At 59.2% G+C, this 20,638-nt stretch carries 13 protein-coding genes and 1 tRNA gene; 12 read left to right on the top strand and 2 right to left on the bottom strand.

Translation table 11 applies throughout. The annotated features are described in order from the left end of the window. Positions 1 to 870 precede the first annotated feature (870 nt). The 5 genes from BLQ12_RS10840 (at position 871) to BLQ12_RS10815 (ending at position 9,234) form a co-directional block, all read left to right on the top strand. Positions 871 to 1,419, top strand: a complete 549-nt coding sequence (locus BLQ12_RS10840; protein ID WP_175469653.1) for a 4Fe-4S dicluster domain-containing protein — start codon at positions 871 to 873, stop codon at positions 1,417 to 1,419. Then, positions 1,412 to 2,299, top strand: coding sequence for a CoB--CoM heterodisulfide reductase iron-sulfur subunit B family protein (locus tag BLQ12_RS10835; protein ID WP_092210676.1), 888 nt, complete (start codon positions 1,412 to 1,414; stop codon positions 2,297 to 2,299). The genes BLQ12_RS10840 and BLQ12_RS10835 overlap by 8 nt, the downstream gene beginning before the upstream one ends. Before the next feature lie 569 nt (positions 2,300 to 2,868). Beyond that, positions 2,869 to 5,247, top strand: coding sequence for a methyl-accepting chemotaxis protein (locus BLQ12_RS10825; RefSeq protein WP_092210674.1), 2,379 nt, complete (start codon positions 2,869 to 2,871; stop codon positions 5,245 to 5,247). A 198-nt stretch (positions 5,248 to 5,445) separates the two neighbouring features. Beyond that, on the top strand, positions 5,446 to 8,127 hold the full coding sequence (locus tag BLQ12_RS10820) for a DEAD/DEAH box helicase (protein WP_092210673.1): 2,682 nt from the start codon (positions 5,446 to 5,448) through the stop codon (positions 8,125 to 8,127). A gap of 27 nt (positions 8,128 to 8,154) precedes the next feature. After that, positions 8,155 to 9,234, top strand: a complete 1,080-nt coding sequence (locus BLQ12_RS10815; protein ID WP_092210672.1) for a hypothetical protein — start codon at positions 8,155 to 8,157, stop codon at positions 9,232 to 9,234. A gap of 223 nt (positions 9,235 to 9,457) precedes the next feature. On the opposite strand, the gene BLQ12_RS10810 is transcribed toward BLQ12_RS10815, so the two are convergent. Together BLQ12_RS10810 and BLQ12_RS10805 are read right to left on the bottom strand one after the other, a co-directional pair. Continuing rightward, positions 9,458 to 9,534: transfer RNA gene (locus tag BLQ12_RS10810), tRNA-Met, on the bottom strand. Positions 9,535 to 9,942: 408 nt separating this feature from the next. Further along, positions 9,943 to 11,232 (bottom strand): Hsp70 family protein, encoded by a 1,290-nt coding sequence (locus BLQ12_RS10805; RefSeq protein WP_092210862.1) that lies wholly within the window; start codon positions 11,230 to 11,232, stop codon positions 9,943 to 9,945. A gap of 403 nt (positions 11,233 to 11,635) precedes the next feature. Between BLQ12_RS10805 and BLQ12_RS10800 the strand changes: the two genes are divergently transcribed. The 7 genes from BLQ12_RS10800 to BLQ12_RS10775 all read left to right on the top strand — a co-directional run bounded on the left by BLQ12_RS10800 (position 11,636) and on the right by BLQ12_RS10775 (position 20,136). Next, complete coding sequence (locus BLQ12_RS10800; RefSeq protein ID WP_092210671.1) at positions 11,636 to 13,729, top strand: ankyrin repeat domain-containing protein; 2,094 nt, start codon at positions 11,636 to 11,638, stop codon at positions 13,727 to 13,729. Positions 13,730 to 13,901: 172 nt separating this feature from the next. Continuing rightward, positions 13,902 to 14,282 carry a desulfoferrodoxin gene (locus BLQ12_RS10795; RefSeq protein WP_092210670.1) on the top strand — a complete coding sequence of 127 codons (381 nt, stop codon included), beginning with the start codon at positions 13,902 to 13,904 and terminating at the stop codon, positions 14,280 to 14,282. A 109-nt stretch (positions 14,283 to 14,391) separates the two neighbouring features. Continuing rightward, the gene (locus BLQ12_RS27410; protein ID WP_175469652.1) at positions 14,392 to 14,547 is read left to right on the top strand and encodes a rubredoxin-like domain-containing protein; all 156 of its coding nucleotides are present in this window, start codon (positions 14,392 to 14,394) and stop codon (positions 14,545 to 14,547) included. A 25-nt stretch (positions 14,548 to 14,572) separates the two neighbouring features. After that, the gene (locus tag BLQ12_RS10790) at positions 14,573 to 14,908 is read left to right on the top strand and encodes a cytochrome c3 family protein (protein WP_092210669.1); all 336 of its coding nucleotides are present in this window, start codon (positions 14,573 to 14,575) and stop codon (positions 14,906 to 14,908) included. A gap of 81 nt (positions 14,909 to 14,989) precedes the next feature. After that, the gene (locus BLQ12_RS10785; protein ID WP_139163942.1) at positions 14,990 to 15,988 is read left to right on the top strand and encodes a hypothetical protein; all 999 of its coding nucleotides are present in this window, start codon (positions 14,990 to 14,992) and stop codon (positions 15,986 to 15,988) included. Further along, on the top strand, positions 15,985 to 18,378 hold the full coding sequence (locus BLQ12_RS10780) for a cytochrome ubiquinol oxidase subunit I (protein WP_092210667.1): 2,394 nt from the start codon (positions 15,985 to 15,987) through the stop codon (positions 18,376 to 18,378). The genes BLQ12_RS10785 and BLQ12_RS10780 overlap by 4 nt, the downstream gene beginning before the upstream one ends. A gap of 102 nt (positions 18,379 to 18,480) precedes the next feature. Next, positions 18,481 to 20,136 (top strand): FAD-dependent oxidoreductase, encoded by a 1,656-nt coding sequence (locus BLQ12_RS10775; RefSeq protein ID WP_092210666.1) that lies wholly within the window; start codon positions 18,481 to 18,483, stop codon positions 20,134 to 20,136. Positions 20,137 to 20,638 lie beyond the last annotated feature (502 nt).

The raw sequence follows: 20,638 nt of genomic DNA, 5'->3' as shown, positions 1-20,638 counted from the left end.
AGCTGTCGACGACGGCCTGAGCGATGGGCTGGGTTTCCCTCGCACCAGGCACCATGGACCGTGTTGTGCCGCCTTTGCGTACCGGAGGGCTTTACTCCGTGCGCGGGGCGGCATGATTCCACGGCCTGTGAGGAAAAACAGAGGTGAAAACATAGAAAAGGCTTGAATTCTATGCGTAAACCGTGATAAAAGACCTTCTTTACAAGCAGTAACGCTCACAACGATGTGTGGCGCTATCAAGGCGATGAAGCTTGCTGAAGGGACCTGAAGAATGACGATTCCTTTTGCGGGCTTTTTTTGTCTCGACATACCGGTGGGGACGTACCCCCCACGCTTTGGGAAGGGCGTGGAGAGTTTGGTTTCGACGTCACCGTAGACGACCAAAAAGACCAGAAGAAAAAATGGACCATTCGCACGCGATGCATCGGCGATGCACCGGCAGGTGGAGCTCGTTCTGAAATCAGCGTGAGGCGACGGTTCAGGGAAAAAATGCACGATCAGCACCTCATCCGACGGGAAGCTCCGGGAACGTTTTTCGCGACGATTTTATCGGCGGGAAATTCATTATAGGTTCCGGGGAATGTGTGAGGGGCTGCAGCAGCATGTTGGATGCGGGCTTTCTACGGCCTGCAAGGAAGGGACAATCCGATGTAAGGTGCCGGTGCTGTTCGACCGGCTCCCGGGGGTGACGCCCCGGGGCATGCTTTCTTGGGTTGAGAATCACAGTTCCGGTGTTCCCGGTCGATTATCAATATGGAACATTCGGATATCAATACGGGTACCTTTTGGGGCAGACGCACCCAGGGGGTGCTGCCAGATACTCGGGGGGTCGTGCCTGGCATGATGTTTCGGGAAAAGAGGACAGCAACGATGAACAGTTCAGAACCCATCCGGATAGAGGCCGGCTTCATGAATGAAGTCACCGAAAGAAGTGGACAGATGTTCAGCTCCTGCTTTCAATGCCGCAGCTGCTCGGGTGGATGTCCCATGGCTGAGGAGATGGATTACCTGCCCAACGAAATCATTCGCATGGTCCAGCTCGGGCTGAAACAGGAGGTTCTTGAAAGCCGATCGGTCTGGCTTTGTGTGGGATGCCTTGCCTGTGTGTCCGAATGCCCCAACGGAATCAGTCTTCCGGAGATGATGGATACCCTGCGCCAGATCGCCCTGGAAGAGAAGGCGACGGTCAAGGAGCCGGAAGTCGTTGCGTTTCATCAGGAGTTCCTCGGCCAGGTCAAGCGTTACGGCAGGCTGTACGAGCTGGGTTTCATGGCGCGTTACCGCATGAAGTCCCTGCCGGCCTTAAGGGATATTCCCAACTACATGAAGTTTATGTTTTCCGGACGGTTGAGTCTCTTGCCCGAGCGGATCCACAAGCGCGTGGACATGAAGAAGCTGAACGAGGTGTGTCATGTCTAAGGTGGCTAAGAGAACGATCCCCGTGGGGAAACGACGTATCTGTATCTACCCCGGGTGCTCGCTGACGGCCAGCTCCCGGGACTTTGCCGACGCCCTGTTCCAGATGGCCAAAATGGCCGGGATGTGGGTGGAAGAGCTCAAGGACTGGAACTGCTGCGGCGCCTCTCCGGCCCACAGCGTGAACCCCGAATACGCCACCCTTTTGTCCGGGCGCAACCTGATCCTCGCCCAGAAACAGGGCGTGGAAGACCTCTATGTGGTCTGCCCCAGCTGCTATATCCGCCTGAAAGAGGCGATGCACAAGCTGGCCAATGACGAGTCTCTGCGGGACAAGCTTTTCCAGGCTTACGGCACCCGGTACACCGGCGAGGTGAAGGTGCGGTTTTTCCTCGAAGCCCTGGAGCCCGGCGATGAGGCGATTTTTGAGGGGCAGATGAACCGCTCCCTGGAAGGTCTCAACGCTGTTATCTATTACGGCTGCCTGATGTCCCGCCCCGAGCGTGTCACCGGCTTTGACCTGAAGACTTACGAGTCCAGCATCATCAAGTTCGTGGAAAACACAGGGGCAAAGGTCAAGGACTGGGGCGCTTCCAGCCGCTGCTGCGGGTCTCACCTGGCCGTCTCCCGGCCGGAGCTGGCGGACCGCCTGGTGGATCGCATCCTGGAGCAGGCCAACCAGGCCAAGGCCAACTGCGTGGTGACCTTTTGTCCCCTCTGCCAGGTGAACCTGGAGATGCGCGGCACGGCCAAAAACAGGCTGCCGGTCTTTTTTATCCCCGAGCTGGCCGGATTTGCCTCGGGGGAAGTCAAGGCCGAGAAATGGGCGCGTCGCCACCTGGTGAACCCCATGCCCCTTCTGAAAACCAACCGGATTCTCTGATCCGCATGGTGTGAAACAAACAGGCGAAAGGCCCCGGTGCCCCTTCAAGGATCCCACCCAGCAGGATTTTTAAGGGCCTCTGATGTGACTTTCTCACCCATAATACGTTGCACAGCCTTTTGTCTGTTGTAAAAAAGCCCCCGGTTTTTGCCGGGGGCTTTTTTGCGTTCGGGGCTGTGTTTTTTTATGGGGCCGGGTCGGCAGGTGTCCGTTTTTACTTGTGCGAATCCTTTGTGAAATGCGTGGGAGTTGTGATACCGCCTGGAGAACATGACGGAATTATAGCCAGATATGCATTTCTGCTTTCTACCTTTCGTTTTAAAGTAAGTATTAAGTTTTGGGCCGCGATGTCGATAATTGGGGAAAATGACGTGGTTTGCTGCTGACGGTCTTGCGCGTTTTGTCCTGTGTTTTTTTTGCGGGTGATCGGTGTTGTGCTCCCTGAACACTGATGCCGGTCACGGCATGGGCATCCGGCAGGCCGCGAGAGCGGTGCCGGAGGGATTCTCCGGTGTTGTACCGCCGGGCAGAGCCGCTCACTCTGGGAATGCCGTAAGGGAGGGTCATGGATGTTTGCTACAGTCGGTCTTAAGAAAAAGTTGATGGCGGGGTTTGTTCTGGTCGTCGGGGTGCTGCTGCTGGTGGGGCTCACAGGGTATTACAGCTTGAACCGGGTGATCCACAAAGCACGGGAGGGCAGTCTGACCCTGGAGCTTGATGTGGAGATGAACGGGCTCATGGCCGAGCAGAGCCTCTACGCCAAAGAGGGGACACCTGCGCAGTATGAGGCCCTCAGGCAAAGCGTTGAGCGTGCCGGGAAAAAAGTGACCCGCTTGCAGGAGGTGGTGGGCACCACCGAGGCCGTTAAAAAACTGAGCGCAGGAGGAAAGGCGTACGGCACGCACCTGGTGTCCCTCAAGGAAGCCAAGGAGAAGAAGGCTGTATTGCTCGGAGAGCTTCAGGAAAGCGCGGGGGACGTGAATGCCGTGGTCACCGATGAGACGGCCGCGGCCCAGGAGTCGATTCGAAAAGAGGTGATCAAGAGCAGCACCTTTTACCTGAAGAAGACGGCTTATTCCTCTGTGCGCAACCTCGTGGATGTGGCCCACGGTGCCGTTGAAAACATGCTGATTTCCGGCCGCCCCAAAAAAGAGGCCCTGGCCATGATCCGAAACATGCGGTTTGAAGGGAACAACTATTTTTTTGTGGTGGATTCGGCGTATACCCTCGTGACCCACGGGGGAAACCGGGCCCTTGAGGGGATGGACTATTCCAAAATTACCGACCCGAAGACCGGCAGGGCCTTTGTGGTGGAGTCCGTGGACGAGGCGTTGAAAGAAGGGGGCTCGGTCACCGAATACCATTTTACCAAGCCGGGCATGGGGGAGGCTGTGTTTCCCAAGGTGACGGTGGCAAAGTACTTCAAGCCCTGGGACATCGTGATCTGCGCCGGTGTGTATGTGGATGACATCGAAAAGGCCGGTGAAGAGCTGAGCGGGGTGATCCGGGGCGGCTTTGAAAAACTTCAGCAGATCGACCGGGTGGGAACCCTCCTGGGCGAAGCGCGCCTGGGGGTTCTTTACTACATCATCGGCGGAGGGGCTGCCGACGAGGTCAATGCCAGCCTCACCGAGCTCATGGCGCTTCCGTCGGTCACCGAGCGCATCACCTCCTCGGTGAACACCTACATGAACCGCTGGGATCGGTATGTTCAGGAAGACGTTGAAGAGAAAAGGGTCGGTCTTGAGGCGCGGGAGGTGGTCCGGGACATCTCCTCCATGATGGGGACCATGGCCGACGAGGCCGGTATGGCCTTTGCCGATACGGCTGCCAAGGGCAAAGCCGTCATCGCCCTGTTTCTAGTGCTGGGCGCGGGCCTGGCGGTGGGGGCAGCCATCGTTCTCATTGTGTCCATCACCACCCCCCTTAAGCAGACCAGCGCCATGCTGCGGGATATTGCCGAAGGGGAAGGGGACCTCACCCAGCGCCTGACCGTGGCAAGCAAGGATGAGCTGGGGGACGTGGCGTACTGGTTCAACGCCTTTGTGACCAACCTTCAGCAGATGATCGGCGAGATCGCAGAAAACTCCGAGACCCTGGCCCTCTCGTCGGACAGGTTGACGGCGCTGGCAGGTCAGATGTCCGGCGGGGCCAAGGGCACCTCGGAAAAATCAAACACCGTGGCCGCCGCCTCTGAACAGATGAGCGGCAACATGGGCGATGTCTCCCGGGAGACCGAGCAGTCCGCTTCGGCGGTCAACTCCATGGCGTCGGCAACCGAGGAGATGACCGCAACCATCGGTGAGATCGCCCAGAATTCCGAGTCCGCCCGTACCATCACCGGAGAAGCCGTGACCCAGGCCAGGCGCACCAAAGAGAAGGTCGGGGACCTGGGGGAGGCTGCCCTCCAGATCGGCAAGGTCACCGAAACCATTGCCGAGATATCCGAGCAGATCAACCTGCTGGCCCTGAACGCCACCATTGAGGCGGCTCGGGCAGGGGAGGCGGGCAAGGGCTTTGCCGTGGTGGCCGATGAGATCAAGGAGCTGGCCCGTCAGACGGCCGCCTCCAGCCAGGAGATCAAGGAGCGCATCGGCGGTGTCCAGGCCTCCACCGATGACACGGTGGCGGAGATCGATGCCATCACAGGCGTCATCGACAGCGTCAACCAGATCGTCATCACCATCGCCGCCGCCATCGAAGAGCAGTCCGTCACCACCGCCGAAATCTCCGGCAACGTCAACCAGACCTCTTCCGGCATCCAGGCCATGACAGAGAAGGTGCAGGAGAGCTCCGGCGTGGCCCGGGACATGGCCCGGGAGATCGCCGAGGTGAACCAGACCGCAGGGGAGATGACCGAGGTGAGTGCCAGGGTGAACACCAACGCCGAAGAGCTTAAGGGGCTTGCCGATGAGCTCAAGGGGATGGTGGGGCGGTTCAGGGTGTAAGTCGGGTCATAGGTAAATCGGTAATAGGCAAAAGGCGAAGCTTCGCCTTTTGCCTTTTTTGCTGTAAAAACAGTTGACCCTTGCGGAGGCTGAAAATAAAGTGGCCCCCATGATGGTAGAGGCAGAATGGAACAGTCGGAATGTCATGGCTGTTTTTCGGGTGGATCATGGGACTGGATATGGGTGGTAGCGCTAACGATGGGTTCGATTTTAACACTGTCTGTCATGCCCGAAGGGGGGCTTCTCCTGGAGTGGGCGAATGCAAAACGGTCGGTTTCCAAGGCCCTGGAGACGTTCCAGCGGGACCTGTATGACCGGTTTGACAAAACCCCGGAGAGCTGGCTTTTTGCCCTGGGCTGCCTGGAACTCCCCGGCGGGGTGGACCCCTCCCTTGCCTGGATGGCCGTGGTGGCACGGGACTATGTAAACGCTCTGGCGCGTCTGTCCGATCTGGAGACTCTCCGCGAGACAGCCCGGGTACCCATGGACGACGACCAGGTGGCCTCCCATCTGGCCGGTGTGCCCATGATGGTGGGCGGGGACCGGGTGAACACCGTCATGCTGGCCTCGGTGTGGGAGGCTCTGGGGGAAGGCTACGCAAGCCTTGCGGCTGCTCACAAGGGGAGCGTGGCCGAGCTTTTTGCCGCCCTTAATCCCGGGATTCATCTGGCGGGGCGGGTCTTTTTTCATCTGGTTGAGAACCGGAACTCCGAAGAGCCCTTCGCCTTTATGGCCACCTATTCCCAGGCGGGTCCTTCCGGCGGAAGCGCTCGCCACCTGCCCATGACACGCGCCCTGGAAGAGTTTCAGGATGAAGAGCTGGTCTCCCTTCTCTCCACCGTGTATCGCGCCTCGGATGAAAGCGAGCTGGTGGCAGGCCTTGTGGAGAGCGGAGAACTCTTTTATCCCCTGGCCTGGGGCGCAGACGAGGCCTTTCAATTTTTGAAAGAGGTGCCCCTATACGAATCCTGCGGGGTGATCTGTCGTATTCCCAACTGGTGGAAGCCTGCAGCCTCCGGGGTGGGGGTTCGGGTCTCCCTGGGGGACACCCCTCCGTCCTTTGTGGGAGAGAGCGCCCTGCTCGGTTTTTCCTCTGCCCTGATGATGGGCGATCTTGCCCTCACCGAGGACGAAGCCCGGGAGATTCTGGCTGAAAGCGAAGGCCTTGCCTTCCTTAAAAACCGGTGGGTGGCCGTGGATCACCAAAAACTGGCCCAGGCCCTGGACGCCTGTGAACGGGCCCGGGAACTCGTCCGGGAAGGGCTTACCCCGTCAGAGGCCATGCGCCTTCAGCTTCGGCCCGGGGCGCTTTTGGGCGATGCCCTGGCAGACGTCCCCTGCGAGGTCTCCCGGGGCGAGTGGCTGGGTGCCACCCTGGCCAAGCTGGAAAACCCAGGCCTTGCGCCCACGGCCTCCCCCGGGCGAGGGTTCAAAGCCACCTTGAGGGGATACCAGCAACAGGGACTCAACTGGCTCAGTTTTCTGGACCGCTTGACCTTTGGGGCCTGCCTTGCCGATGACATGGGCCTTGGAAAGACGGTTCAGCTCCTGGCCTTTCTCCACGGTCGCGCCGGGGAGGCGACAAAGGGGCCCTCGCTTCTGGTGCTTCCGGCCTCCCTTGTCACCAACTGGCTTAACGAGATACGCGCCTTTGCCCCGACCCTGCGCGTGTTTACGGCCCACCCCGATTACGTGACGGCTGAAAACGGACGCACCCTTGCCGCTGAAAAAAAGCGGCTGGCCGCCCATGGCCCGGAGGATCCCGACGCCTTTGACCTGGTGATCACCACCTATACCCTGGTGCAGAAGTACCCCTGGCTCATGGACCGCACCTGGGACTGCCTGGTCCTGGACGAAGCCCAGGCCATCAAGAACCCGGCCACCCGACAGACCCGTGCCGTCAAAGAGCTTTCGGCACGTCAGCGCATTGCCATGACCGGCACCCCGGTGGAGAACCGCCTGGGGGATCTCTGGTCCCTCTTTGATTTTCTGAACCCCGGGCTCCTGGGGTCGCGCAGCGAATTTGCCGAATTTTCAAAAAGCCTCAAAGACGACCCGGAGGGGTATGCCCGGCTGCGTCGGCTCATCTCGCCCTTTGTGCTGCGTCGCCTGAAGACCGACACCTCCATCATTTCCGATCTTCCCGACAAGGTGGTGATGAAAAGCTACGCAGGGCTCTCCAAAAAGCAGGTGGTCCTGTACCGCAAGGGGGTGGAGGATCTGGCCCATCGGCTGGAAACCGCCGAAGGCATCGCCAAGCGGGGCCTGGTGCTCTCCTCCCTCATGAAGTTCAAACAGCTCTGCAACCACCCGGATCAGTACGTGGGCGCCGGTGCATTTAAAGAGAGCGAGAGCGGAAAGTTCCAGCGTCTCCGCGAGATCTGCGAGACGGTTCTGGAGAAGCGGGAGCGGGTGCTGGTCTTCACCCAGTTCAAGGAGATGACCGAACCCCTTCGGGCTTTTTTGGAAGGGGTCTTCGGGCATCCGGGGCTGGTGCTCCACGGCGGGGTACCCGTGGGCAGGCGGGCCGAGCTCATCGACACCTTTCAGGCCGATGCCTACTGCCCCTTTATGGTGCTCTCCCTGAAGGCCGGAGGCGTGGGGCTCAACCTCACCCGGGCAAACCACGTGGTCCACTTTGACCGGTGGTGGAACCCGGCGGTGGAGAACCAGGCCACGGACCGGGCCTTTCGCATCGGGCAGACCAAAAAGGTGGTGGTGCACACCTTTGTCACCAAAGGCACCGTTGAGGAGAAGATCGATGCCATGCTTGAGGCCAAGCGCGACCTGGCGGACCAGGTGGTCTCTTCGTCCGGGGAGACCCATGTGACGGAGATGGCCGACGACGAATTGGTTGAGCTGTTTACATTGACACTTTAACCCTTAGATATGGCGGAAGGTTTTCATATGAGTTACTACGGGTTTCCCAAGTACGTCTCGGTGGCCGAGAAACGGGCCAAGGCGGAAAAAAAACTGAAGCAGCTGAAAAAGAAACATCCGGATATCTCTCCTGTGGTCATCACGGGAAAGGCCCTGGCCACGAGCTGGTGGGGCAAGGCATGGAACCGAAACCTGGAAGGATACGCCGATTACGCCAACCGGCTGGAGAGGGGCAGGAGCTATGCCAGGCACGGGGCGGTGCTGGATTTAAAGGTGGAGGCCGGAAACGTTACGGCCCTGGTCATCGGGAGCGAACCCTATCCCTATAAAGTGACCGTTTCCATCAGGGCCATCTCCGTACCGAAATGGCTGGCCCTGAAAGAAGCGGCCGTGGGCACCATGGATTCTGTCCGGGATCTGATGGCAGGGCGCCTGCCTGACGCCATGGTCGACCTTCTGACCGAGAAGGGGAAAGGTCTTTTCCCCGCCCCCAAGGAGATCTCCTTTACCTGCAGCTGCCCGGATTCCGCTTCCATGTGCAAGCACGTGGCCGCCAGCCTCTACGGGGTCGGGGCTCGCCTGGACGACGATCCGTCCCTTCTGTTTCTGCTGCGCAAGGTGGAGGTGCAGGACCTTATCACCGAAAAGGTGAACCGGACCAGGGGGACGCTGCGTCGCAAGGCTGTGAAAAAGAGCGATCGGGCCTTAAAGGAGACCGGAGGGCTCTCGGATCTGTTCGGCATCGACCTGGGTGAAGGGGAAGCCCCGGCACCGGTTCCTTCTGCAAAGGTCAGGAAGAAAGCCGCAGATAAGGTCGGCGCGGGGAAACGAAAAAGCCGCGCCGTGCCCGTGAAAAAGGCCGCGCCCAAGGGGCGGCCACCAGGAAAGGGAAAAACGGCATCAAATCTGCCGGATGCCATGACCCCTTCCATGAAGCGGCTTGCGACCCTCATGCAAAAAAAGCGCAACGGCGTGCCCGTGGCCGAGATGATCGCGGCCTCGAAGATGGACCCCCAGAAGGTGCGAAACACGCTTTATCAGATGAAACAGAAAGGGTGGGTGGCGTCCCCGTCCCGGGGGGTGTATCGGCTGGTGCAGGTGGGATAAGCGGAAAAGCATGCCTCCGGCGGCAAGGGGCTGAGCCCCTTGACCTCAGCATGCATACGGCTCGCTATCGCTCACCGTCTGCGAGAAGATGAGGGGGAAAGGTGCCGTGCTAAAGCCCACGGAGTTTTTTTCTGTAGTCGGCAGGGAGATCACCGCTGGGGCGGTGCGTGAAAACAAAAAAAGGCCCGGAAGATTAATCTTCCGGGCCTTTGTATTTTTTAAGTGGTAGCGGGAAGCGGATTTGAACCACTGACCTTCGGGTTATGAGCCCGACGAGCTACCAGACTGCTCCATCCCGCAACAACGAGGCAGACACTACATGGGGGGCTGTTTGAAGTCAAGGGATTTCGAAATATGATGAAAAAAACGTTCGCCATTCATCAAACCACTCCCCCTGCATGACCGGTTTCCCCGTACCCGATGGGTACGGCAACACGCTTTCAAAGTGGCTCACCTTGCCGCCGGAGGCAGCCAGGTTAAAGACGCCTCCGGCGGCCCTGCCGGGGGGTAAACTTTTGCCTGATCTTAATACGACGGGTTTGATAAACAGGTTTGAAAAAACAGATTCAGTTTAATCTGAACCACAGGCGAATGTGATTTTCCCTGAGGAACGAAGGGGAAAGCGCATTCGCAATCTGCTTTCGAGGTGGCTCACCTCGCCGCCGGAGGCAAGCTTTTGCCACCCACTTTAACCATAGAAGGCATCGTTTACTCCCTGCTGTCGGTGAGGTAGCTGCTGCATCCCAGGCCGTAGGCCACGCTGGTGAAGGCGTTCTGGCTGTCGATTTTCTGGGTGCCGAAGCGCTGCACGAAGAGGTCCCGGATTTTAAGGATATGGGAGGAACCGCCGGTGAGAAAGACGGTGTCGATGTCTTCGGCACCGAGGCCTGCCTGGGCCATGACGGTGTTCACACAGGCGTCGATTTTTTTAACATCCCCATCGATGATCTCATCAAACTCGGTGCGGGCAAGGGGTTCGGAGATGGCCAGCTGGCCCTCCTTGAACCGGACAAGGGCGGTCTCGTCGGTGGAGAGGCGGCATTTTGTCTCTTCAATGGCCCGGAAGAGGAGGTAGCCGTAGTTGTCTTCGATGAGGTTCTGGAGGTTTTCGATGAGCTTGGGCTTGTCGGCTCGGTGGCGGATATCCTTTAGGATCGCCTCGATCTTGGGGTGCCGGAGATGGGGGATCTGGTGCCACTGTTTCAGCTTGCCGAGGATCAGGGAGGAGACGGGCAGGGTGAAGTCGTCGTAGAGGGCTTTTACCCGCACCTCCTTGCCGAAGTAGGGGGCGACCTTGTGCCACATGATGGCAGAGTCAAAGGTGTCGCCGCCGATGTAGACCCCGCCGAGGCCCAGGACATCGTCGCGTCGGTCCCGGTTTTCTCCGTGCTGTCCGCCTCTGGCCTTGATGATGGTAAAATCCGAGGTCCCGCCGCCGAAGTCACCTACGAGTACGGTTTTCTCTTCGCCTGCGGCCAGGGAGTTCTCGTAGGCCAGGGCAGCTGCGATGGGCTCCAGCTGGAAGTGGACATCCTTGAAACCGGCAAGCTCCGCGGCCTTTAATAGCCTGCGGTTGGCCAGGGCTTCGCACTCCGGGTCCTCGGAGAAGACAACGGGTCGGCCCAGCACCAGGCTGTCGGCGGCCTGTCCCACGGCCTTTTCGCCCCTCTCCCGGATGGTCCGCAGGATCATCCCGATGAGCTGTTCCAGGGTGTAGGTCTTGTTGCCCACCTCTGTTTTTTCAAAGCTGGCGTCGGGCAGGAAGGATTTGATGGACTGGATATACCGGCCGAAGGCGTCGTTTTCGATGTACTGGTTCACGGCCTCTTGGCCGGAGAAGAAGAGGCGCTCCTCGTCGTCGTAATAGATCACGGATTTCAGGGTCTTTCCGGTTTCGTTGTACCGGTCGATGTCGATCATCGAGACCTTGCCGTCGATATTGGCCGAAAGGGCCGAGTTGCTGGTTCCAAAGTCCAGTCCGAATACCACAGACGTCATACGAATCACCTCGAAAAATAGGCGCGGGGCTGCCCGGGGCATGTGCCGCCGTCCTTATCACAAAAAACCGGCGCACAAGGGGCTTGGGCACCGGCCTGGGGGCTTCCTCTTTAAATTGAAGATCGGGAATTTACACCAAGCCATGGCAAATGGCAAGGGCGGTGAAAAGAAACAAGGTGGGGGCACCTTGAAACCCCATGGCGAATGTGATTTTCCCTGAGGAACGAAGGGGAAAGCGCATTTGCAACCAGCTTTCGAGGTGGGACACCTCGCCGCCGGAGGCATGCGTTTGTTTTTTTTTGTCTGTGTGCGGCGCATTACAGCCCAAGTGCCCTGAACGTGTTATGGTAAGCCCTAATTTGTGCCTTGTTTCGGACCCTTTGATGACGCCATGGAGCCCCTTATGAGACGTGTCAGCCGCTTTTCTTTTGTGTTGTTTTTTTTGTTTTGCCTTCCGGCCTTCTGCTATTCCGCACCGTCGGGCCCTTTGTCCGGCGAGGAGAAAGCCCGGCTTTTTGTAGAGGTGATGAGCCCTGTGTTTGACCTTCATTTGAGCCAGGATTTTTCCTCCGTTGAGGAGGGAGGGGCTTTTTCCGGCCTTGTCCTGGATGAGGGCAGCGAAGAGGCCCGTTTCGAGGCCCGTGAGTTTTCTGACACCACCGGGCTTAAGCTCTCCTGCGTGGTGGGCCGCGAAGACACCGTCCTCACCCTGCCCGAGAGCTGGGAGGGCGCCGATCGGGACGTGGTCAAGGCGATTCACGACAGGCTGGCGTTTTACTACGGGGAAGAGAAAATTGACGGGGGCGTTCGGGTCCTGTTTCGCCACGCACGCCTGGAGTCCAAGGACGCTTATTATGTGGTGCAGCTTGATATCCGGAGTCGGGACGGGGCCTCTCCATCCTTTACCCTGGGGTGTTACCGGAAAGACAGGAGCCTTGCCACCGCAGTGTTCGGAGTGCCCAATGCGTCCTGGAAGGCCTGGGAAACCGAGGCCGACGAGAACGGCAAAGGGGGCAAGACCCGGGTGGCGGTTGCCATGTACCGGGGAAGGAACGTGGAGGGGGATGTCTTCGGCACCCATCTGCTGGAGGTCTCCTATGTCAGAGGGGTGCCCTGGCTTAACTTTCAGCCCCGGCTTTACCCCATGTGGGAGAAGGCATACCCCGAGGCAGCCAAAAAGGGGTTTATCAGGGAGATGACCGGGGTTTTTGTGGATGGAAACGTCTTTGACGCCTTTACCCGGGCAAAGGTGCGGCGCCCCAAGTTTGTCGGTGACCCCGGTCAGCCCTTTTTTTCTTTGAGCGATAAGGACCTTGCTGTGTTGAAAAAAGGTTCGTTCATCCGGTTTGACCTGGTGACCGTCTTGGGGGAAAAGGTGCAGGTTACCTTTCCCCTTAACGGTTCCCTGGAGGCTCTGTCCAAGGTGGCGGCCCTGCCGGAAAACAAGCCCGAGGCCACCCTCCACGGCCTGATCATTGCCGGGGACCTCAAAGCGGTGGAAGCTGCCATGGCCTCAGGCATCTCGCCCAACACCAGGGCCGCCGACGGGGTCTCGCCCCTTGCCCTTGCCGTGAAGATGGAGGATGCCGAAATGGTGCGGCTCCTGGGCAAGGCCGGGAATCTCAAGACCGAAGAGAAAAACAGCGACGGGGACGGGTTTCTCCATACCGCAGCTCACTATCTGCACGGCAGGGCCATGCTCGACGCCCTGTTGGACATCGGCTGCAACACCGAGATCCGTGACCCAAGCGGCCGTACCCCCTTGAGCCGCACGGTCTGTTACGACGGATTTGGCAAGATCTCCAGCCTCCTTAAGGCCGGGGCCGACATCGATGCCGTGGACGAGGACGGCTACACCCCCCTGCACCACACCGTGCGAAACCGTTTCTCTTCCGAAAACGAGACTGCGTATCTCATCAAGCACGGGGCTGACAAAAACCGGCGAACCAAGGCGGGCAACACCCCCCTCATGGTGGCCATGGAGAACCAGTGCTGGGACCATATCCAAAAGCTTCTGGAGCTGAAGGTCTCCCTTTCCCCCAAGAACAACAAAGGCCAGACCGCCCTTGCCATGGCCGAGGCGTATCGGGACAGCGACGACCTGACGGAGATGATCCCCACCCTGATCCTTGCCGGCGAAGAGGCCGTGAAAAAGACCCGAGAGTCCTATACAACCCTGGCCCAGCTCCTGGAGGTCAAGGCGGTGTATCACATCGGGTTTCACAACACCACCGACGAGACTGTCATGGTGGCCGTGCGCATCAAAGACACCGACGGGGACTGGGTGACCCGGTCCTGGGCCAAGTTTCCCCCCGGAGATAAAGGACTCATGGCCCGCAGCCCCAACAGTATTTTTTATTTTTTCGCAGAATCGAAAAGCTGGGAATGGAAGGGGACCGACAACTACCGTACCATTTCTGGAAAAAGGTACGGCATGCGTGAGGTCAAGCTTAAGGGCAAGGACAAGGGCGAACCGTATTACTACACCTTGAAATAAGACCACGAGCCATTGAAATGCCATGTATTTCGATTGAAAATCCATGGAATTTAATATAGAATTTCATCCACATATCATGGGGATATGACCTGCCCCTGTCACCGCAACGGTGACCTTACATGCATCCGCAAGACGGCGGAATGACCTTGCCTACCTTTCCATGGAGGATAATATGATCGAGAGAAACCAGGTGTTTAAATGCTCTTTGTGCGGTAATATTGTTGAAGTGCTTGTTGGGAGCGGACCGATTCCCGCCTGCTGCGGCCAGGACATGGATCTTCTGACGGAAAACACCGAAGACGCGGCCGTTGAAAAGCATGTCCCCGTCGTCGAAAAAATTGCCGGCGGCTTCCGCGTGACGGTTGGCGAAGTGGCACACCCCATGCTGGATGCCCATTACATCCAGTGGATCGAGGTACTCGCCGACGGAAAGGTCTACCGGCAGTACCTGAACCCCGGGGACGCCCCCGAGGCGACCTTCATGATCGACGCCAACAGCGTCACCGCCCGTGAGTACTGCAACCTGCACGGTCTTTGGAAAAAACAGTCATAGACCGGCCATCGGTGAGGCAAGGGACTCGGATGCCATGCACGGCAGAGGGTGCCCTCTATTTAAGGATGGTTCCGATCCTTGCCCACCCTGAAATCAGGGAGGACGAACCATGGAAAAAAGCTGGAAATGCACAGCCTGTGGCTACAGCCTGAAAGACAAGGAACCTCCTGAGGAGTGTCCAGCGTGCAAGGAAAAGTGCACGTTCGTGGACAACATCGATTACACCCAGAACATCGGAGACAAGCGACCGGACGAGCGGATTTGATGCAGAGGAGTTGGAAGGAGGGGTGATGAGGAAGGTTGGAGGTGCCCTGGCAGCCTTGCTGCTGATGGGCGTATGCGTTGTGTTTGCCGGGCAGGGAACAGAGTCCCTGGTGCTGCCTGTGGAGGGGAAATACGGTGCGGTGGCGTTTCCGCACTGGGATCATCAGGACAGCCTGGGGGATTGCAACGCCTGCCATGGGATGTTTCCTCAGGAGACCGGTTCCATTGATCGCCTGAAAGCCGACAAGGCCCTTAAGAAAAAGCAGGTGATGAACAATTGCCGATCCTGCCACCGTCAGCGCGCCAAGGCCGGAGATCCCAGCGGCCCTGTCAAGTGCTTCGACTGCCACGCCGCCGGATAGGCCACATAACAAGAGAAAAAACCGCAGTGCCGGGCACTGCGGTTTTTTTGTGCGATGAGATGAGCAATGGGGGGAGACACCATGGTTTTTGAGAGCCTTCACGCCGGAGGCGTTGCATTGCCGGTACCAGCCTGGATCGTCAAAGGGCTTCATCTTGTAACCCTCACCACCCATGTGGCGGTGATGACCCTTCTTCTGGGGGCCGCCCTGATCCATGCCGCCGGTTTTTTTCTCCTGGACGGCAGGGGGCCGGAGACGCCGAAGTTACCCGTCTGGATGGCCTTCACCATCAACACGGGGGTCGCACCCCTGCTGTTCTGCCAGGCCCTTTTCGCCCACTTTATCTACACCAGCTCCATTCTCATGGCCGGGTGGTGGCTGGGGGCCGTGGGGGTCTTAATGACCGCCTACTACCTTTCGTACCTTGCCGTTTCATCCGACGCACCCCGGCAGACCCGCAGATGGGCAGCCGTTTCCACCGCCTTTCTGCTGCTGCTTGTCTCCTTTGTCTTTGTCTGCAATATCGACCTTATGGAAAAGCCGGGACAGTGGGCCCGGTATGGGGATTCCCCCCACGGCTGGATCCTCTTTTCAGGTGGGGCCGATACCCTGTTCCGGTGGTTCCATGTGGTGCTGGCGGCCCTGTTCCATGCCCTTCTTTTCAGCCGACTGCTGGGCAGGGCCGGGCAGCTCAACGGGCGCGGGGGCATCTGGCTGGGGGGAGGGCTCCTGGTCCTTCTGGCAGCATCGGGGCTGATCCATGCCGCCTTTCTTCCCGAAGCCGTCAGGCAGGGGGCCGGACGCGGTGTGCTCAACCTCTATCTTCTGGCCGCCTCGGCCGGTTTCCTCGGGGTGCTGCTGGTGGGCGGGCGGCTTAAGACCTGCGCCATCTGGGCCCTTGTGAACCTCACCCTGATGATCTGTTTCCGGGAAGAGATCCGCACCGGTTTTTTGTCCCCCGTCACCACCACCGGGCCCACCGATTACGGCTCCTTTGTGATGTTTGCCGCAGCCCTTGCCCTGGGAGGCGCTGCTTTTGTTTACATGCTGGGCCTTCTTCGCAAAGGGGGTGAGGCATGATGTACCCTGTTCTGGATTTTTTTAAAGGGGGCGGCGGGCTTTTGATCGCCGTCATCGCCGTGGTTCATGTCTATGTGGCCCATTTTGCCGTGGGGGGCGGGCTCTTTCTCGTGCTTACGGAAGCCCGGGCACGCAAGCGAAAAAGTCCGGCCCTGCTGGCTTATGTGAAGGGACACACCCGGTTTTTCCTGCTGCTCACCATGGTCTTCGGCGGGCTCTCCGGGGTGGCCATCTGGTTTACCATCGGCATCCTGAGCCCGGATGCCACGGGTAAACTCATCGAGATCTTTCTTTTTGCCTGGGCCGCGGAGTGGGTCTTTTTCTCCGTTGAGATCACGGCCCTTCTTGTCTACTGGTACAGGTTCGACACCCTGTCCCCGACAGACCACCTTCGGGTGGGGTGGCTCTATTTTGCGGCGGCCTGGCTCTCCCTTTTCATCATCAACGGGGTCATCAGCTTTATGCTCACCCCCGGTGACTGGGCGGTTACCGGCCGGTTCACGGACGCCTTCTTCAACCCCAGCTTCTGGCCCTCCACCCTGTTTCGGACTTTTTTGGCTGTGTGGGCCGCAGGGCTCTTCGGGTTTGTTACCGCTTCCTTTTCAAAGGACAGGGAGGTGCGGGACGCGGTGCTCGGTTTTTACACCCTCTGGGTGGTGGGCATCGGCGTGGCCGTGCTCGGGGCAGGCCGCCTTTACCTCTCCTCGGTGCCCTCCTTTCACCTTGAGGGGCGTTACGAGTTCGCCGCCACCATTCCCGGCCTGATTTCGGGGTTCACGGGTTTGACCCTTGTCATCATGGCCCTTGCCGCCTGCATGTGGCTTTTGAAACACCGGGGCCTTCGAAAGCCCCTGGCCCTTGGTGTTCTGGCCCTGGGCCTGCTCCACATGGGTCTGTTTGAAATGGTGCGGGAGCATGCGCGCAAACCCTGGATCATTCCCGGGGTGCTCTATGCCAACAACATCGCGCCCCGGGACGCGGAGATGCTCAATCAGAAAGGGCTTCGAAGCCGTTCCCCCTGGCTGGCAGGGGATGAGCTCACCGGCCGAAACCTGTTCAAGGTCCAGTGCCTCTCCTGCCACAGCGCGGGAGGCCCCATCAACGATATCCGGCCCCTCACCGCACGGTACACCCCCGAGGGCCTGGACCAGGCATTGGCAGGGCAGGGGGCGCTTCACAGCTACATGCCCCCCTTTTTCGGTGATGCCCTGGAGCGGCAGCTTCTGTCCCGCTGGCTCACCGAGGGCCTGCACGGAACAAAAAGTCCCGGGGTGCCACAGGCCGATCCTGCCCCTGAGATCGCGCCGGAAACTGAGAAAACCCCCGTGCTCCTTGCCTGGCGTGATACCCAGGGCAACGGGCGGCTCCGCAGCCCTCTATTTACCTCGGAAGACCCGGTGCCCCAGCGTGTTCAGGCATCCATGGTGGTGCCGGGAGAGTATCCGGAAGTGGTCATGGAGGATCTGGAGATGGCTGTGGAATCAGGCGAAACAACCCGCCCCATGGCCTTTGACGATGACCTCGGTACCTGGGTTCTGGAAGGCGAACCGGGCAGCCTCAACGGCCCCTGTCTTGTGACGGCAACGGCAGACGGAGAGGAGCTGAACCGGGTCCTCTTGCCTTCAGAACCCGATGCCACCCGGGGGTGTTTCCATTGCCACGGCGGAGCGCCCAGTCCATCGGGCATCGCCGCGAACACCGCAGAACAGATCCTTGCGGCCCACGACAAAAACAGCGGCACCTCCCTTTCCAGCAAGGCAGCAAAGGGAACGCCCATCACCTGCGCCCGGTGCCACCGGGGAAACCGCCCCTCGCCTTCGGCAGCCCTCCACGGCTGGCACAATGTGTACATGGCCGACAAAGGCGAGGCCTCCTGTCGCTTCTGCCACAGCAGCAGTCCCGAACGCCCCCCGGCCTTTTTTTCCGGTCGGCACAGAAAGCCCATGGACTGCACTCGCTGCCACGGCACCCTGACCGTCCATGCGGCAAGGCTGCTCAAGCCCTTGTCCGTGCCTGAAGTGGTGCCCTTAAAGGAGTCAATGAAAACAACACTGGAGGCGGTATCGCCCCGGGATGCCTATGTGCACCTTCCCGACTGCCTCTCCTGCCACGAGGGCTTTGAGCCGCCGTCAGCAGATTCTTTAGCCTCCATGACAACATCGCAGGAAGAGCAGTTCAGCGCCATGAAAGACGAGATGGAGGCCCTCTCCTGCGCCGCCTGCCACAACAGGGCCCATGAACTGGCCCCTGCAGCGCGGCCGGGCACCAACCGCCAGGCCGTCGCTTACATGGGTGAGCCCGGGGTTATGGGGCGCATTACCTGCACCGTCTGCCATGCAGAAGAGCCGGAAGATGAAGGTCATCATCCGGGGATGTTGAAAAACAGATGATTTTTTTGGTAGAAAAAGTGTAACCGATTTTGAAAAATTGGCTCCCAAAGGGAGTCCACAAGGATATCTTACTTATAATAAAATACATACCAGGAGATACAGATGCAGAAAATCGTGATTGTTGGAGGTGTTGCAGGGGGTGCCACGGCTGCGGCCAGGGCACGCCGCCTGGAAGAAGACGCGAAGATTGTTATTTTTGAACGGGGTGAGTACATCTCCTTTGCCAACTGCGGGCTGCCTTATTATATCGGCGGGGTGATCACCGAACGGGATGCCCTTCTGGTGACCACCGAAGAATCCTTTTCCAGCCGGTACAACGTGGACATCCGCAGCATGACCGAGGTGACGGGCATCGATCGGGAGAAAAAAGAGGTAACAGTCCGGGACGTCAGGACCGGCATGACCTCTGTGGAGAGCTACGACCGCCTGATCCTCTCCCCCGGTGCCGAGCCCTTCCGCCCGGAGATCAAGGGGCTTGACCTGCCCGGTGTTTTTACCTTGCGAAACATCCCGGATACCGACCGCATCAAGCGTTACGTGGATGCAAAAACGCCGAAAACCGCATTGGTGGCTGGGGCCGGGTTCATCGGCCTGGAGATGGCTGAAAACCTCGTTGAGCGCGGGGTGGAAACCACCGTCGTGGAACTCACCGATCAGATCATGCCCCCCTTGGACGTGGAGATGGCCGCCGCCATTGAAACCCACGTGAAGAGCAAGGGTACCACGGTCCTGACCTCCACCACGGTCCAGGGCATCGAAGCCGCCGACGGGGCCTACGATGTGGTACTGCAAAACGGTTCAGAGCCCGAAACCAGGCGGTTCGACCTGGTGCTCCTGGCCACGGGCGTGCGCCCGGAGACAAGCCTTGCCCTTTCCGCAGACCTTGCCATGTCAGAAAAAGGCGGGGTGCGCGTGGATGCCTCCATGATGACCTCGGATCCCGCCATTCTGGCCACCGGCGATGCCGTGACCACCCTGGATTACGTCTCCGGGGCCGAGGTGGTAATCCCCCTTGCAGGCCCCGCCAACCGCCAGGGCCGCATCGCAGCCGACAACGCATCAGGCCGAAGATCCGTCTACAAAGGCACCCTGGGCACCTCCATCGCCAAGATCTTCGACATGAACGCCGCCTCCACCGGCATGAGCGAAAAACGCCTGAAAGCCGACAACATTCCCTACAAAGCCAGCTGGACCCACTCCGGCTCCCACGCAGGCTACTACCCCGGCGCCGAGATGATGGCCATCAAACTTCTCTTCGCCCCCAACGACGGCAAGGTCCTGGGCGCTCAGATCGTGGGCGGCAAAGGCGTGGACAAGCGCATCGACGTCATCGCAACCGCCATCAAGGCAGGCATGACCGTCTTTGATCTCCAGGAACTCGAACTGGCCTACGCTCCCCCCTTCTCCTCTGCCAAAGACCCCGTGAACATCGCGGGCTACGTGGCCGGCAACATCCTCATGGGCGACGTGGAGATGATCGACTACACGGAGACCCTCGCCGCAGACTCCGAAAAAGACCTCATCCTTGATGTGCGTACCGACGAAGAGATCGAAGAAAACGGCACCCTGGACCACGTCCTCCACATCCCCGTGGACCAGATCCGCAACCGCTGCGACGAAATCGACAAGTCCAAGCGTATCCTGGTCCTCTGCGCCATCGGCCTGCGCGGCTACCTCGGATACCGCATCCTCAAACACCGAGGCTACGACGTCAAAGCCGTGGCTGGCGGATACGCCACCTTGCGGCACATGAGATAAGGTGTCAGGAAATAAATAAAAGCAATGCCTCCGGCGGCGAGGTGAGCCACCTCGAAAGCAGGTTACCGCTGGGCTTTGCCCCTCGTTCCTCGGGTCAAAGCCCAGCGGTATTCTGGCGAACTACTGTATGATTATTTATTTCCACGAAATCTAAAACGGCAATGGGCACCTCGATCGGGGTGCCTTTTTGTGTTGAAAAGGCTTATAGTTCGAGATAAAGTACTCCAATGGAAGGCAATCGGTCGGGATTTGTCTGATGCCCCCCTGGAGCGCCGCACTCCCGTGCGGCTTTTTCCCGTGAGCCCCCACAACTTCACTACCCCCCACGTAGACCGCACACCGGCACTCCTTAGGAGCGCCGCACTCCCGTGCGGCTTTTTCCCGTGAGCCCCCACAACTTCACTACCCCCACGTAGACCGCACACCGACACTCCTTAGGAGCGCCGCACTCCCGTGCGGCTTTTTTCCGTGAGCCCCCACAGCGTCACTGCCCCCACGTAGA

It is taken from the genome of Desulfoluna spongiiphila (assembly GCF_900101345.1).
GTDB lineage: Bacteria > Desulfobacterota > Desulfobacteria > Desulfobacterales > Desulfolunaceae > Desulfoluna > Desulfoluna spongiiphila.
This window is presented reverse-complemented; position numbering and strand designations above follow the sequence as displayed.